This is a genomic window from Deltaproteobacteria bacterium (assembly GCA_016178705.1).
In the GTDB taxonomy this organism is placed as follows: domain Bacteria; phylum Desulfobacterota; class Binatia; order HRBIN30; family JACQVA1; genus JACOST01.
Window position 1 is genome coordinate 376,381 of sequence record JACOST010000014.1, and the last position, 15,225, is coordinate 391,605.

Below are 15,225 nucleotides of genomic sequence, written 5' to 3' on the forward strand. Positions count from 1 at the left end.
GGCTTCACCGTTTCACCATATGACGGGGACAGCGGTGAGCGACACCTTCTTCTGTGGCCCGCTCGAGGTGATCGTTGCAGGGTCCCCCTCCGCGCTGCGCGCGAAGGTCGCCGACTCGCTCGCACTCAACAACGTCCTGTGGGAGGCACCACACCTGCGCGTCGATCTGACGCTCGCCGCGGCACACGCCCCCGCGGCAATGGTGACGGGCACTCTGCTGGTGTGTGGACGCATGCACGTCGACAGCAGCGAGCGCGGTCTCTACGCAACCAGTCGATCGGGGTCATCGTGTTGGTTCGATGCCATCAATCACCGCTGGACAATCGCAGTACCACCGACGGCCAACGGAACTGTACCGTACGACGTCGAAGATCTGGTCGGTCTCGTGCTAACCACGAGTTGGCGTCAGTTGGGCTGGGCTCCGATGCATGCGGGGGCGGTCGTCCGCAACGATTGCTGCGCGCTGCTGTGCGCGCCGTCGGGCGGCGGCAAGACGACCCTGACCGCGGCGCTGATCCGCAGCGGCTGGCGCGCGCTCGGCGACGACAAGCTGTTGCTGCGCCTGACATCCGCCGGGCAGCCCCACGCCGCCGCCCTCGTTCACACGCTCAACCTGCACCCGCACGCGCGCCGCTGGTTTCCGGAAGTCGGTGACCTCAGCACCCTGCCTCGCTACTCGGCGGAAACAGAGAAACGCAAAGTTCGCATCGAATCCATTTGGTCCAACGGCACCGTTGGCAGCGCCCAGCCGACGCACTTCGTACAGATTGTGCGCGACCCAGCGCGGCGCGGCAGCCGTGTTGTGCCGCTGAGCGCCGACGAGGTATTGGACGGACTCTTGCGCCAAACTGTGATCCCAAGTGATCGCGGCATCGCGGCGCAGATTCTCGGTATTGTGGTGCCGACCGCGCGGCGGCTGCGCGGTGTGCGCTTCGAACTCGGCGAAGATGTCTATCACGAGCCGGCGGCGCTCAGCGCGCTCGCCGCGGCGTTGCAATGAACGAGCGGCCATCGGTGAGCGTCGTGGTCCCGGTCCTCAACGGGGCGGAAACGATTGGCGACATGCTGCGCGCGCTGGTGACACAACTGGGACTGCCCGATCCGCCCGAGATCGTCATCGTTGACAACGGGTCGACCGATGCCACGCGCGAGATCGTCGGTCAGTTCGCGGTCACGCTGATCGAGGAGCCCAAGCGCAACCCCGGTGCCGCGCGCAATCGCGGGCTGCATCATGCGCGCGGCGATGTTATCGCGCACCTCGATGCCGACACGCTGCCGACGCGGCGCTGGCTCGCCGAGATCGTTGCGCCATTTGCGAACTCGGAGGTGCATTTGGTCGCCGGCCGCACGCTCAGCTTTCGTCCCGAAACCGCAGCCGAGCGCTACAGCGCTCGCGCCAACATGTATGACGCCGAGCACACGATCAATCGGCCGATCCTGCCGTTTGCCGCCTCTTTGAACCTGGCGGTGCGCCGCCGCTCTGCGTTGGCGATCGACGGGTGGGCCGATGACATGCGGACCGCAGAAGATCTCGACTTCTGTCACCGCTTGCGGCATGCGTTTCCAGTTCCCGGCATCTATCAAGCGAAAGCCGTGCTGTTTCATCGCAATCGCCAGAGCGATGCGGCGCTGTGGCGGCAGGCGTGGAGTTACGGCGAGGGCGCCGCCGAATTGTACGCGCGCTATCCTGAATCGCTGCGCTGGGGCGCAGCGCAACGGATCGGCGTGACGCGTGGTCTCGCGGCCAAGCTCGCGCTGGCCGCATGGTCACAGGTCGCGTGGCAACTGGGCACCGGATCGGCCGCGGATGCTGAGTTCGCGACGTACGGCTGGCGCTGGGGGTGGAACTTCTGGCGAGGGTTCTTCCACTATCGCCGCCACCGAGTGTATCAGCGTGATCCGCGACACACGCCATGACACCGCCAATCTCCGTGGTGATCCCCGTTTGCAATGGCGCGCAGACACTCAGCGATTGTTTGCACGCGCTCACCACGCAGAGTCTGGCGCGATCGGACTACGAGATCATTGTCGTCGACGACGGCTCGCGTGACGCCACGGCGGCGATCGCGCGCGGCTTCGCCGTCACGGTGTGCCTGCAGGCCAATCGCGGCGCGCCGGCGGCGCGCAACACCGGGTGGCAGGCCGCGCGCGGCGAGTGGATCGCGTTCACGGACGCGGATTGCATTCCCTCGCGCGCCTGGCTGCGGCTCCTGCTTGACGCGGTGCGGCCGATCGAGGGGGTGCCGCCCGCGCTCGGCGCCGCGGGCGCGGTGCTGGGGCATCAATCGACTACACCCGCCGCGCGCTTCGTCGATCTCAGCGCCGGCCTCGATACCGAACGCCACTTGCAGCATCCGCGGTTTCCCTTCGCGCCGAGCGGCAACGTGCTGTATCGACGCGCGGCGCTAGGCGCGGTTGGCGGTTTCGATCCGCGCTACACGGCGTACGATGCCTGCGACCTCCACACCCGCCTGTGTCGCGACCAACCCGGTGCGTTTCACTACGTGCCGCATGCGGTCGTCCTGCACCGCCATCGTACGACTTGGTCGGCCTACTGGCACCAGCAGCTCAGCTACGGCAAAGGTTACGGTCAGTTCTTGTGGCACTGGCGCGCGCAGGCGCCGTGGTCGCTGCGCCACGAGGTACACGCATGGGCTGAGATTCTGCGGCTGGGTCTCGCCGCGTGTCGCGGTGGCGACGATGACCATGCGCTGGTGCGGCGCGGCCGATTCGTGAAGACGCTGGCGCAGCGCCTCGGCTTCGTCCGCACCTATTGGAACCCAGCGGAGCGCGCGCGATGGTAGCGACACGCCTCGCCTCAAAATGGACGCCGCACGGCATCGTGCAGCGTCTGCGCAACCTCGCCAAGGAGCCGGGCGACACGACCTTGGCGTTGCACATCGGGGTGTTCTTGTGGCGGCTCCCGCGCCAGATGGAGCGCATGCCGTTGCCGCTCCTGCTCGACCGGTTGCGCGCCGGCGCGCGGCCGGACGCGCCCGACATCCACCGCGCTGCGCAGCGTATCGCCCGCCTGCGTCAGCCGTGGCTGAATCTGTCGCTGCTGCGCAATCGCAGCACCTGCTACATGCGGGCGTTGACGCTCTATCGCTTTCTTCCCACGCGCGAGCGCACGCTGCGCATTCACTTCGGTGTCGAGCCCGGTATTGATCCCGCCGATCGCCTGCGCGGCCACGCCTGGGTCACAGTGAGCAACGAAATCTTCGAGCCGCCGGACCCGCTGATCGCCGGTCGCGTGCGCGAAATCTACTGCCATCCGCCGGAGGAGTGACGGTGTCGACGCTGGCGCATCAGCTCGTGACGCTGCTGTTTGGTAACCCCGACGCGATCCAGCGCACGGCGACGGATCTCTCCGAGTCGGGCCGCTGGCCACAAATCGTGCGCTTGGCGCACGCGTGGCGCGTCACACCCGAGTTGCGCCAACAAGTGAGCGCGCGCGCCCTGCCGCTCGACGCACCGGCGCAGCGCGCGTTGCGCGAGCAGAGCGCGGCAGCCGCGGCGCACGCCACATTGGTCGCCCATCGCGCGGCAACCGCGCTGGCGCAGCTCGCGCACGCCGCGGTGCCGGCCGTCGCGTTCAAGGGCATCGGGGCCATCGCCGGTCTTTATCGCGGCGCCGGGCAACGCATGGTGAGCGATATCGACGTGCTCATTCGCAGTGCCGACATCGAGCGCAGCTGCGATGCGCTGGAGGCGATCGGCTTCACGCCCACCGTCGATCGGCTGCACGACTACATCGCCTACCTCGATCAGCGTCCCTACGAGGGCGCGTTCTCCGGCAATCACTTTCTCGTGCTGAAGGACGCCGACGGCGTCGAGATCGACCTGCACTGGCGCTTGGGCACGCGACCGCCGCCGGCGCTGACGGCAGAGGCGATCATTGCGCGCGCCGAACCCGCGGCGCTGTTCGGCATCGGCATCCATGTCGCCGCACCCCCCGACGCCATCGTCCTCGCCGCGCATCACGTGTTGCGCGACAACTTCAATCCCGCCACCGCAGTGAAGGATCTCAGCGACATCGCCGCCTGGTGGAGCGTCCAGCCGGCGCGCTGGGTCATCGCGGATGTCGCGAGTCACGCGCAGCGCAGCGGGTTGGCGGTCCCGCTGTTCGCAACGTGGATCATTCTCGTTTCGTTCAATCCCGACAGCCCGGCGCAAGCCGGGGTTGCCCACTTCGGGCGCATCTGCAACGCGGGTGAGCGCGCCGACGCGACGCGGTTATGTGAGCTGTTTCATGCCCAACTCAGCGGCCGTCGGGTGAATCTCGATCTGCTGCAACTGCTCAGTCCGACGGTGATCGCGCGCTTCCTCACCCGCCGCGTGCGGGCGCAAGCCACGGTCGACTATTTCAGCGACCGCCTGCGGCGCGAAATGGGTCTCGCGCCACACCCGACGCTGGCGCAGCGCGCGAGCCAATTGCTGCGCGACCTCACGACCCTGCGCCCGCGCACACTCGGCGGCTACCGCGCCCTGCTGCGCGTCCATCGCGCGAGCCAAGACGCACCGGAACGCGATGCGTGACGCAATGTGCAATTGGCCGCGCTTCTTCGCGCGACTCAGGCGCCAACCCGGTCCCACCAACAGCGCGCTGTCGAGCGTCGCGGAGATTCGCGTCACGATCGAGCGCATCCTCACGACCAATATCGTGCCGTTCTGGTATCCGCAGACGTTGGACCGAGAGCATGGCGGCTATCGCCTGCACCACGACCGCCGTGGCCGCTGGAAGGGACCGGCTCCCAAACGTGCGATCACGCAAGCGCGCACGATGTGGTTCTTCGCGCGGCTGGCCCGTTCGCCGTACGGAAACGAGGGACATCTCGCGGCGGCGGCACACGGGTTTGAGCTTCTGCGCGATCGGCTGTGGGACGAGCGCGACGGCGGCTTCTATTGGGAAGTTGACGCGACCGGTCGCGTTGCCACCCACACAGACAAACATGTCATCAGCCAGAGCTACGCACTCTACGCACTCGTCGAGTACGCGCTCACGTCCGGTGACGCATCCGCGACCGAGTTGGCGCAGCGCACGTTCGCGTTGATGGAGGAGTACGCGCCCGATCCGATGCATGCGGGCTACATCGAATCGTTCGAACGCGATTGGACGCCAACCGCGAGCGCGCGGCCCACAACGATGATGGGCGTGCCGCCATCGGTGAAATCGCTGAACGCGCACCTTCACATCTTGGAAACCTACACGCGCTACCTTCTGCTCACGGGCGATGAACTGGCGCGGCAGCGTCTCGTCGAGCTCATCTCGCTACTGAGCGAAGCCGTGGTGCGTCCGAATGGCGCGTGTACCGATCAACACCAACGCGACTGGACGCCGCTCCTCGCACCCGCGACGGCGCGCGTGATTTACGGCCATGATCTTGAGAACGTCTGGCTGCTGATGGACGCGGTAGACGCAATCGGCGAATCGCAGGCGCGCTTGCTGCCGATCTACGAGCGCATCGTGGCGTACTCGCTCGCCTACGGCGGCGATCGCGAACACGGCGGTTTCTTCGCCAGCGGTCCGCTCGGCAGTGCCGCCGATCGCCGCCTGAAGATCTGGTGGGCGCAAGCGGAAGCGCTGGTCGCCACGCTGCGCATGCATCGCCTGACCGACGACGCGCGCTACTGGGAGAGCTTCACACGTACGCTCGACTGGGTCGTGCGTCACCAAGTCGATTGGCGACACGGCGACTGGCACGCCGACATCCTACCGAACGGAAGAGTTTCGGGTGACAAAGCCGGCCCGTGGAAATCGCCGTATCACAATGGGCGGGCGATGTTGTGTTGTCTCGAACTACTATCGCGCGAGCCGTTGGGCACGGCTGTCAGCTAGCCCGAATGTGACAGAAGACTCACCGCCGAGAACGCGGAGATCGCAGAGAGTAGAGTTGGCTCGGCGTTCTCGGCGTGCCCTGCGGTAAATCCGTTCTTGTTGTCTCAGGGCTTCAGGCGCTCAAGAAACGCGACCGTTGCAGCGGCCGCGTTGTGCGCCGCCAGCTTGTAGTAGACGGCGAACTGAATCGGGAATGGCGGCAGATTGAGCGGATCGCCGGCCCCGTCCGACACGGCACGGAAGGCGATGAACGGAACGCCATGCGCCGCGACCTCGCGGGCGATCGCGGCGGTCTCCATGTCCTTGGCGATTGGCGCGTCAGCCGCGACCGCCGCAGCGGCTCCCCGCACGCTGCCGTTGCTCGCGGCCGCGGTGGGCGCATCCAATTCGTCATCGCAACCCAAGATGTCGCCGCCGCCGAGTTGGCAGGGTTGGGGGACGCTTCCGAATGTGTCGCTGCTCTCGCCGACACCCCCCACCGTGATCGCCGGCTGGTGGAGCAGACACACAGGAACATCCGGGGAGACGTCCGGCACGATGAGACAGTGCTCGAAAGACACGGTGCCTGAAACGGCGATCGCGTTGGCCATGTCGAGCCACTTCGGCGTGGCTGGGTAAGCAGTGGCAGCGCCCTTGAACCTCCACGTCGTCGGCACGACGACATCGCCGATTCGCAGCGTGCTGCCGGCAACCGCCGAGACGACGATTCCCGCTACGTCGAAGTTGTCGAGGAGCGTGCGCGTAGTGTTACCCGCGTTCACCAGCCCGACGCCGGTGAGCGCGAGCACCACCGGAACACCACCGAGCCGCCCAATCCGAAAGACCCGGCCATCGATCGTGATCTTCTTGCTGATGGTGGCTTGCACGACTAGCGGCGCCAACTCGGCTGGGAATGCGCTCAGCACCGCGACAGGTCGCGGCGGCGCGCCGGCATCGTCGTCCGTCCCACACGCGAAAACAGAGAGGGCCAGCACCGCGGCGACGACGGCGCGCGATCGAGACGATGGGTGTTGTGATCCAATTGGAACCACCTCTAACTTTTTCATGGAAGGGTCGCCTCCAGGCTCAGACGATAGCCGTTGACGGTCGCACCGGGAGCTGGGCTGAAATCCAGCTCGGGAGCGCGCAGAAAACCCATCCGCTCGTAGATCCGGACAGCGGCCTGCATGACATCGGTCGTATGCAGCGTCATCGCCGTCGCGCCGGACCGCCGCGCGCGCCGCACGCACTCGTTCATCAACGCGGCGCCAACCGCTCGTCCGCGCGCCGCGGGTGCGACAGCCAACAGACGCACCTCCGGCGCGGTCAGAGTGAAGGTTGCGCTCCCTGGGGCGGCGATCACAGCTCCCGGCGGATAGAGCAGGACCGCGCCGACGATCTCGCCCGCGCATTCCGCAACGAGTTGCGCTGCGGGCTCGACGGCCGCAAGAGTCGCTACGATGTTCTGCCGGTAGCCTTCCCAATGCGCCGACATCAAGGTGGCGTACTCCTGGTAGGCAGACAGCGTGACCGCCTCGATCGCACCGCGATCGCTCGGACGTGCATCGCGAATGTGAACTTGGTTCATCGACGTGGTCCTTCGATCCGTGCCGATCTCTGTCGTGTCTCTGTATCCTCGGGAGTCGTCCGTTGGGCGTCGCTCAACCGCTGCCGGTCAGCCGCGCTGCCAGGTCCGCTTGTTAGGCATGACGTACAGTACTCGCTCCTTGACTGATCCTGCGAGCACGTTCAACTCTCCTTGGAAGACGCCGAATCTGCGCATACCCATAGATGCTGGGGGGGATCACGAGGACGGCGCCAATCGTAGCCCCTACGTGCCTCGCCAAAGCCCAGCCGATCAAAGCGAACGGCCAGGCAGCCATCGCGCTTGACATACCAATCAACACGGCCGCCTTGCCCCGCGAAAGAACTCTCTTGTTCGGATCCTGTATGAAGCACTCGAACAGTCGGTCTTCTACTTCCCGGGTCCTCCGCTGCAGCGCCAATTCCTCCTTATGCAGTATCACGACCTCTTTGCCGAACGCCCAAAGCATCATGACGAAGACCGGAGCTATTCCAACTACGGCAACGATGAGTACGAACCATCCCATCTGACGTGCCTAACTTGGAGTTCGGTGTAGCAACAGAATCCCCAACCCGCGCCAATGTGAGCGCGTCAACGCCATCTCATTCACGCTCGCCTCATACACCTGCGTCGGTCAGCCGTTCAAGCGGCTCCGCGCGTCAGCCGCCACAGTTGGCCCCGCTCGTAAGCCGGATCGAGGTGCCAGTGTTGCTCCGCCATGACGCGCTGCAAATTCGGCTGGGGCGCGAAGACGAAGACATCGGCGTATTCGGGCGGCACGCGGGGGACATCGCCGGCGCGAACGACCAGCACGTCGATGCCGGCGTCGATCGCGTAGCTCAGTGACAAGATGCCGACCGCCTCGTCGCTGATCACCAGCGGCCGCTGGGCGCTGTGCGCGGCTTGTTCAATGATGTGGGCGACTTCCCAGTTGTAGCGGCTGAAGCTCTTCGTCCACCACGTCTCGGCGCGGCAGAACGCCGCGTCGGACACGATGCCGGCCGCGAGGACGACGGCGACCACCGCTTGCCACCGGCGCCGCGCTTCGCTCTCCATCTGCGTCGCCAGCCAGTGCGCGAGCGCCAGTTGCAATCCGATGTAACAGGGGAACAGGTAGCGCGCGACGCTCAAGCGCACGCCGCCGAGCACGAGGTCCGGTAGTCCGAACACCGCGAGCGACGGGCCGATCAATGTCACCACGAACAGCCATACCCGACGCGGCGTGCGGCGCACCAGCCACCACAGTCCCACGCTCATGAATAGGTTGATCGGCACGCTGAGGTAGTAGAACGTATTGTCGTCGCGCAACCGCGCGTCGAACACCACGCACGCGAAGTTCAACGCGATGGTCTTGATGTAGGGTAGGAAGGCCGTCGGCTGGCCCACCCAACGCATCTGCTCCATGGCCACGGCCCATTGTTGGATGAGATTCACCAACCACGGCGTGCAGAGGAGAACGCCAGCGAGGACCGCGCTCAGATAGCGCCGCATGAGTGCCGGGGCGATCTTGCCCTCTGCGGTCTGCCGCTCACGCGCACTGCCGTAAACGTACAACCCGTGCCCGAGCACCACCAACGCGGACGGCAAATGAATCCATAGACCGACGCCAACGACCACCGCGTAGAGCGACCAATTCCACGAGGTGGGGCGTCGCACCGCTCGCAACAACACCGCGCTGGAGAGCAGGATGCTGACGTCCCACAAACTATAGACACGCGCTTCCTGCGCGTACACGACGTGGATCGGCGATACGGCGACAAGCGCCCCCATCAACAACGCGCTGGGCCACTGACCAAACAGTTCCCATCCCAGCCAGACGGCCAGCGGCAGCGCCAGCACGCTGATGGTGGCGGAGAGCGCACGCAAGGACTCCACCGAATCGCCGGTGACCTGGACCCACGCCCACAACAAGGTCACGTACGACGGCGCTTGATGTGGTTCCGTGCGCGCGAACACATCGAAGACATCGCGCCAGCGGACGCCGGGCCGAGCGTGCTTGTACTCGGCCAGCATCTCGATCGGCAGCGGGCGGTTCAGCGCCAATGCTGCGCGCACGTCCTCGGCGCTGTGAGCACACAGCCACAGCTTGGTGAACGCTTCGTCGTAGCGATAGACGCGGCGATCGAGATTGCTGAAGCGGAAGCAGACGCCGAGCACCATCAGCGCCAGCAACCTCAGTACGATACCCGGGCGCGCGCGCGTCGCGCTCATCGGCTGGTCGGCACGCGGCGCAGTCGCCATAGCCGCCCCGGTTCGTGCACCGGTTCCATTTGCCAGCCTGCGTGCGCTTCGAGTGCCGCGCGTAACACGTCGGACGGCGACAAGACAAACACATCGCCATAGCCGTCGGGAATCGCCGGCACCGGCGGCGCCACGTACCACACGCGGAAGTCGGATCGCACGCTGTGACTCAATGAAAGCAACAGACCGGTCGCGTCGGTCAGCAGCAGCGAGTGTGGACTTTGCTCGATGATGCGGGCGACTTCCCGATTGTAGAAGCCGAGCGCCTTGATCCAGCACGTCGTCGCCGTCCAGCTACGCGCACACGACACGACGCCGGCCAGCAGCACCGCGGCGGTGATTCCGGCCCATGCGCGCGCGTGCAGCGCGCGTGTGGCGTCACTCATTCCTGACGCCAACAACTGCGCGAGCGCGAGGTGCACCGCGAAATACGCCGGCATTGCATAGCGCGCGGTGCTCAGACGCGCGCCGCTCGTCACGATATCGGGCACACCGAGCGCGAGCACCGTCGGCGCGCTGAGCGCGACGACGAACCACCACGCCCGGCGCGGACCGTTACGCCACAGCGACCCGAGCGCGAAGACCAGCAGCGCCAGCGCCAACACCGCCGCGAGACCCATCGCGTGCTCGCGATCAACCCGCGCATCGAACACGATGCACGTGAGGTTCAAGATGACCGACTTGGTCCAGACGACGAACCCCGTTTCGCGTCCCACCCACGCCATCATCCCCACCGCGTTGTGGTACCGCACCAGAAGAACCACGAACCATGGCGTCATCGCCAGCGCGCCGATCACCTGTGCGCGCAGGAGCGTCCGCAGTGTGCGGTCACGCCATCCGGCCGAAACGACCGCGAACAACACGTGCCCGATCGCCACCAAGCCGAACAGCAGATGGACATACCAACCCAGGACGAGCGTGCCGGCGTAGACGCGCCACGCCCACGGACTGCCGACGCGCAAGGCACGCAGCAGCGCGGCGCTCGAGAGGAGAATCGCTAGCGCCCACAGACTGTACGCGCGAGCTTCCTGCGCGTAGAGCACCTGCAGCGGTGAAACGGCGAGCAACGCCAGCGCCACGATCGCGGTGCTCCGCCGCTGCGGAAACAACTCGCGGCACAACCACCACAGCGCCGGGAACTGCAGGAAGCTGATCAGGGCCGACAGCGCCCGCAGCGCGCGCACGGAATCGCCGACCGCGTGCGCCCAGATCCAGGCGAGCATCGCATACAACGGCGCGTGGTGCGGTTCGCGCGACGCGACCACCCGCAGCGTGTCGAGCAAGCCTTTGTCCAGATTGACGCGTTGGTAGCGCGCGAGGTCGTTGACCGAGACCGGCCCGCGTGCCGCCAACTCGTCGCTGACTTCCTCCGTGGTGAAGCCGGCGATCCACCGCGAGGTGCCGCCCGCTTCATCGTTCCAATAGACTTTCCGATCGAGGTGCGACAGGCGGAAATACGCGCCCACCGCTAGCGCGAGCAGCAATACGACTCGCAAAGACTTCAACCTCTCGGTCAATGCGTTCGTCATACGCTCGCGTTCGTCATGCGCTACAGCGCCGCCAACGCGGCCACGAACTCGTCGCCATGGGTGTCCCAGCTACAGCGCTCGGCGCGGGCACGAGCCGCGCGCCCCATCTCGCCGCGCAATCGTTCGTCGGTGCGCAGCAGTTCGAGTCGTGCGGCGATCGCCTCGGCGTCACGCACCGGCACCACGAAGCCCTCGATGCCGTCGCGCACTTCCGAACCCGCCGCTGGCGTTGTGATCACGGGAAGACCGCAGGCCATCGCTTCATAGATCACTTTGGGACTGCCTTCATCCAAAGTCGGCAGCACGAACACGTCGGCGCTTTGATAGAGCGCGATCGGGTGCGGAACGTAGCCCGGCATGTGGAAATTCTCCGGCACGCCATCGCGCGTCAGCAACGCACGGATCTGCGGACCGACCGCGCCGACCAACACCAACTCGGCGTCGCGCCATTGCAGGCGGCGCCACGCATCCAACAAGTACGGCACCCCTTTGCCCAAATTGATGGCGCCGACGAACAGTATCCTAAATGGTTGCTGGCCCTGACACGCGGCTGGCACGTAGACACGGGGGTCGGCGCCGCTGCCCGCGAGCGCCACGACCTTTGCGCCGGCGACACCCTGCTGCACGTATGTCGACTTCGCGTACGCGCCGCTCACCAGGATTGCGTCGGCCGTTTCCAACTCCGCCACCTTGCGGCGCAGCCGCACCGCCGGCGGTCGGTACGGAAACCCCCAGCGTGCGTGCTCGGCGGCGAGCACGGCGGTGCTGTGGCGCGGATCGGTGGAGTAGCGCAGCACGGCGGTGCGGAGACCCATCCGCTTGGCGTGCTGTAGCGACTGCAGGCCCCAGGTGTTCCACACGACGAACACGTCAGCCGGCTCCATGCGGCGACTTGCCCAACGATCGAACTGGAGGTTCTGCAGGTGCAACAGTCTCTCGCTGCGATCGTAGGAAGCGAGTTTGCGCAGCGCGCGGTCGCGCAGGCCGAGCGCGCGAATAGCCGCGGCCGGGACATCGGTGGCGCGACTGAAGCCGCACAGCAGCCGTCGCAGCGCCCCGTGTTGGTGCAACGCCCGCGCTTCGTGCAGCGCGTCGGTACCCAAGCCCGAGGCGCCGACGGCGCTGCCGAACGAGTAGATCACTTGCATCGCGGCTGGCGATAGCATGACCGGCGGCGCGGCCGATAGTCGCACGACCGGTGATGCGGACACGTGTCGCCGCCTTTCACATTCGCGGCGAACGACGTAAAGAGCACGCCGGGTTTCGCGCGTGGCTGCACACCGTATTCTTTTCGTCGATCATGCGCCGGCACTCGGCGGCGCCCAAGTCGGGCTCTTGCTGTGCTGCGAGTTGATCGAACGCGCGCAATTCGTCCCGCATCTGGCAACCCAACCGGGCGCGCTGGCAGAGTCCGCGCGCGCCCTGGGCGTGACGGTTCACGAGCTGCCGTTGGTGCAGCTGCGCGGCACCCTGGCCGGCGCGGCGGCGCTGCGGCGTGGCACCGCCGCGGTGATGCGAATCGTCCGCGCGCACGACATCGCGCTGGTCTACAGCAACACGGTGCGCGCGAGCGCGTATGCCGCGCTTGCCGCACGGCTGACGCGGCGGCCGTTGATCTGGCACGTCCACGACATCCTACGTCCCGGCCTGTACGTGCGCGCGATGAGTGCGCTGGCGGCGGCCACGATCGCCGTGTCACAAGCGGCCGCGCGCGTGCTGCCGAACCGGCAACGCGTGCGGGTCATTCCGCAAGGCGTGCGACAAGGCGAGCAGATTGACGAACACGAGCATCGCCAGGCGGCGATACGCCTGCGCGCGGCGTGGGGCGTGCCACCGCAGGCACCGCTGGTGGGTCAGGTCGCGCGCTTGCAACCGTGGAAGGGGCAACGCGACGTCATCGCGGCGGCCGCCGATCTCTTGCGCAATGTTCCCGCGGCCCACTTCGTCCTCGTCGGCGGCGACATCTTCGACGACGCCGCCGCCTACGAACGCGAGTTGCACACGTTGATCGCGCAGTCGGGGTTGCGCGCACAGGTCCACCTCGTCGCCCATCAAGCGGATGTCGCCGCCGTGTTCGCGGCGATCGATGTGCTCGTTCACGCCAGCTTCGAGGAACCGTTCGGGCGTGTCCTCATCGAGGCCGGCGCCGCGGGCGTGCCCGTGGTGGCGTACGGCGGCGGCGGCGTACGCGAGATTCTCGCGCACGAGCATACCGCGCTCATCGTGCCGCCCGGCGATCGGGCAGGACTGGCCGCAGCACTGCACCGAGTGCTCGGCGATCGGGCGCTCGCCACTCGGTTAGGCACGGCCGCACGCTCGGAGGTCGCCGCGCGCTTCGATGTGCGGCGGCTGACGCGCGACGTGGAAGATGTTCTACGCCGTGCGCTGCCGCGCGCCCGGCATTGACTCGGTCAGCGCGGCGATCGGCGTGCCGTCCACATTCGGCAGTGGCACATCGAGCAGCGTCGCAATCGTCGGCGCGAAATCCATCACCGACACCGTCTGCGACGTTTGCCCCGGCCGGATGCCTGGACCGACGGCGAAGAACATTCCTTCGCTGGTGTGGTGGCCCGAGCGTTGGTGCACGAAGGGCACGGTGACGCTGCCGGTCTTCGCTGAGTAGACGGTGGTGAGCGGCGCCGTGCAGTTCCACTCCACCAAGAGATCGGGCAGGTCAATCAGATGCGTCCCGTCATACAGTTCGGCAGTGCGGCGCACGCTCAGCACTGCGGGCTGATCGGTGTCGACGTTGACGAGCGCGCACAGGTCGCGACTGAGCATATCGCAGAAAGCTTCGTACTCCGCGCCCGGCTGAACGCGTCCGTGCGGCTCACGCCCTGCGAGGTTTACGCGCAGGCCGCTCCACACTTCTCCGTTGGGCATGTTGAAACACGCCGCGCGACGATCGAGCGGCGGCCACAGACGATCCACCAGCCACTTCTGCGCGCGCACCAGCCGCACGCGGGCGGGTAGTGGGAGCTGGCGCCAGCCGCGACGCAGGGCCGCCCAGGTTCGCGGCAGTTCGGGAAGAGTCGGCGAGTGTCCGAGGCGATACAGAATCGCGTCCATCAAGTGGGCGCCGTTGTAGTACGGGCCCATCCCGTGGCTGGCGAGCACGATCACCGTCGCGTCGGGCCCGGCCAATGTGAGGTGCTCATTCACCGCGGCATCCAGGGCGCGATAGACATCCCGCAGCGGATCGCCGAGTGCGCGCGCGAGTTCGGCATCGTGTCGCGGATGATGCGGATCGTGGATGTGCCAGCTCTGATGGCCCATGCAGTGGCCTTCGGTGAGCACGGTGAGGAAGAGATCCCATCGCTCACGTTCGAGCAGGTGACGCGAGAGCGCAGTCTTGGTTGCCACCCGGGTGATCAATGCGTCGCGCAGCGCGCGAAAGTCGGCGGCGCTCTGCAAACGTCGATGATCGCACAGTCCGACGGGTTCCAAGCCGAATCGCCGCCGCAACTCGGCGGCCAGCGTCGGCGGCCACGTGCAGAAGCCGGTGTTGGCCGCGTGCGCCATCCAATCGAGCACGTGGACACCATTGAAGTCGTGCGCCAACGGGACGTACGGGATATCGATCACCGCCGAGCGGCGACCGGCGCGGCTGAGGACGTTCCAGAACGCCTCCGCTTGCAGATCGGTGGGCAGGAAGCGGTAGGTGTCGTAGGTGCCGGGGCGGATCTGCCGCTCACCATGGCGCGCGTGCCGCGCCGGCGAAACGCCGGTGGAGAACGATTCCCACACGGCGGTGGTGTGGATGCCGAGCGGCGCGGCCGAGAGGCCCCACGCGCTGGTATCGAGCAGCCGCCGAAACGTGGGCAGCACGCCCGCATCCGCCCACAGTCGGAGAAGATCTTTCTCCACTCCGTCGAGACCGATGAACAGGACGCGCGCGCGACCGGTCATCGCTGGCACCATCGAGCCCGCTGCATGATGGTGAGCCTGTAGCACGGCTATCGCGATCGGGTCGAGAAGACCGGCGCCGCACTTGACACACGTGCGCACGTTCCCTTACCCAAGCACCGTGGCAAACGACGCGGGCTGTCATG

Annotated in this window: 13 protein-coding genes; 7 read left to right on the plus strand and 6 right to left on the minus strand. The window is 66.6% G+C overall.

Annotation, left to right across the window (positions count from 1 at the left end):
• Positions 1-34: 34 nt before the first annotated feature.
• Genes HYR72_09740 through HYR72_09765 form a run of 6 tightly spaced genes read left to right on the plus strand, consistent with a single transcriptional unit; the run spans position 35 to position 5,839 of the window.
• Entirely contained in the window at positions 35-1,000 is a 966-nt protein-coding gene (locus HYR72_09740) for a hypothetical protein (protein ID MBI1815247.1), read from the plus strand.
• Between the two features lie 14 nt (positions 1,001-1,014).
• The gene (locus tag HYR72_09745; protein MBI1815248.1) at positions 1,015-1,917 is read left to right on the plus strand and encodes a glycosyltransferase; all 903 of its coding nucleotides are present in this window, start codon (positions 1,015-1,017) and stop codon (positions 1,915-1,917) included.
• Positions 1,914-2,804: a glycosyltransferase gene (locus HYR72_09750; protein MBI1815249.1), complete on the plus strand. Its 891-nt coding sequence runs from the start codon at positions 1,914-1,916 to the stop codon at positions 2,802-2,804. The genes HYR72_09745 and HYR72_09750 overlap by 4 nt, the downstream gene beginning before the upstream one ends.
• The gene (locus HYR72_09755; GenBank protein MBI1815250.1) at positions 2,798-3,289 is read left to right on the plus strand and encodes a lasso peptide biosynthesis B2 protein; all 492 of its coding nucleotides are present in this window, start codon (positions 2,798-2,800) and stop codon (positions 3,287-3,289) included. Before HYR72_09750 ends, HYR72_09755 begins: the two co-directional genes overlap by 7 nt.
• A gap of 2 nt (positions 3,290-3,291) precedes the next feature.
• Positions 3,292-4,539 (plus strand): nucleotidyltransferase family protein, encoded by a 1,248-nt coding sequence (locus HYR72_09760; protein MBI1815251.1) that lies wholly within the window; start codon positions 3,292-3,294, stop codon positions 4,537-4,539.
• Positions 4,532-5,839, plus strand: a complete 1,308-nt coding sequence (locus HYR72_09765; protein ID MBI1815252.1) for an AGE family epimerase/isomerase — start codon at positions 4,532-4,534, stop codon at positions 5,837-5,839. Before HYR72_09760 ends, HYR72_09765 begins: the two co-directional genes overlap by 8 nt.
• 104 nt (positions 5,840-5,943) lie before the next feature.
• Here HYR72_09765 and HYR72_09770 read toward each other — a convergent pair whose 3' ends face one another.
• The 5 genes from HYR72_09770 to HYR72_09790 form a co-directional block, all read right to left on the minus strand.
• Complete coding sequence (locus tag HYR72_09770) at positions 5,944-6,885, minus strand: 5'-methylthioadenosine/S-adenosylhomocysteine nucleosidase (GenBank protein MBI1815253.1); 942 nt, start codon at positions 6,883-6,885, stop codon at positions 5,944-5,946.
• On the minus strand, positions 6,882-7,406 hold the full coding sequence (locus tag HYR72_09775) for a GNAT family N-acetyltransferase (protein MBI1815254.1): 525 nt from the start codon (positions 7,404-7,406) through the stop codon (positions 6,882-6,884). Before HYR72_09775 ends, HYR72_09770 begins: the two co-directional genes overlap by 4 nt.
• A gap of 639 nt (positions 7,407-8,045) precedes the next feature.
• Positions 8,046-9,644, minus strand: coding sequence for a glycosyltransferase family 39 protein (locus HYR72_09780; protein MBI1815255.1), 1,599 nt, complete (start codon positions 9,642-9,644; stop codon positions 8,046-8,048).
• Positions 9,611-11,173 carry a glycosyltransferase family 39 protein gene (locus HYR72_09785; GenBank protein MBI1815256.1) on the minus strand — a complete coding sequence of 521 codons (1,563 nt, stop codon included), beginning with the start codon at positions 11,171-11,173 and terminating at the stop codon, positions 9,611-9,613. Before HYR72_09785 ends, HYR72_09780 begins: the two co-directional genes overlap by 34 nt.
• Before the next feature lie 20 nt (positions 11,174-11,193).
• Positions 11,194-12,384 carry a glycosyltransferase family 4 protein gene (locus HYR72_09790; protein MBI1815257.1) on the minus strand — a complete coding sequence of 397 codons (1,191 nt, stop codon included), beginning with the start codon at positions 12,382-12,384 and terminating at the stop codon, positions 11,194-11,196.
• 58 nt (positions 12,385-12,442) lie between these two features.
• Here HYR72_09790 and HYR72_09795 point away from each other — a divergent pair, with 58 nt between their 5' ends.
• Complete coding sequence (locus tag HYR72_09795; protein MBI1815258.1) at positions 12,443-13,579, plus strand: glycosyltransferase family 4 protein; 1,137 nt, start codon at positions 12,443-12,445, stop codon at positions 13,577-13,579.
• Here the strand turns inward: HYR72_09795 and HYR72_09800 are convergent.
• Positions 13,547-15,082, minus strand: a complete 1,536-nt coding sequence (locus HYR72_09800; GenBank protein MBI1815259.1) for an alkaline phosphatase family protein — start codon at positions 15,080-15,082, stop codon at positions 13,547-13,549. The genes HYR72_09795 and HYR72_09800 overlap by 33 nt on opposite strands.
• Positions 15,083-15,225 lie beyond the last annotated feature (143 nt).

Excerpts from the sequence above, each read along its gene's own strand:
- HYR72_09750 (MBI1815249.1), top strand. The coding sequence starts at position 1,914 with ATGACACCGCCAATCTCCGTGGTGATCCCCGTTTGCAATGGCGCGCAG.
- HYR72_09755 (MBI1815250.1), top strand. The coding sequence starts at position 2,798 with ATGGTAGCGACACGCCTCGCCTCAAAATGGACGCCGCACGGCATCGTG.
- HYR72_09765 (MBI1815252.1), top strand. The coding sequence starts at position 4,532 with ATGCGTGACGCAATGTGCAATTGGCCGCGCTTCTTCGCGCGACTCAGG.
- HYR72_09770 (MBI1815253.1), bottom strand. The coding sequence starts at position 6,885 with ATGAAAAAGTTAGAGGTGGTTCCAATTGGATCACAACACCCATCGTCT.
- HYR72_09775 (MBI1815254.1), bottom strand. The coding sequence starts at position 7,406 with ATGAACCAAGTTCACATTCGCGATGCACGTCCGAGCGATCGCGGTGCG.
- HYR72_09780 (MBI1815255.1), bottom strand. The coding sequence starts at position 9,644 with ATGGCGACTGCGCCGCGTGCCGACCAGCCGATGAGCGCGACGCGCGCG.
- HYR72_09785 (MBI1815256.1), bottom strand. The coding sequence starts at position 11,173 with ATGACGAACGCATTGACCGAGAGGTTGAAGTCTTTGCGAGTCGTATTG.
- HYR72_09800 (MBI1815259.1), bottom strand. The coding sequence starts at position 15,082 with ATGACCGGTCGCGCGCGCGTCCTGTTCATCGGTCTCGACGGAGTGGAG.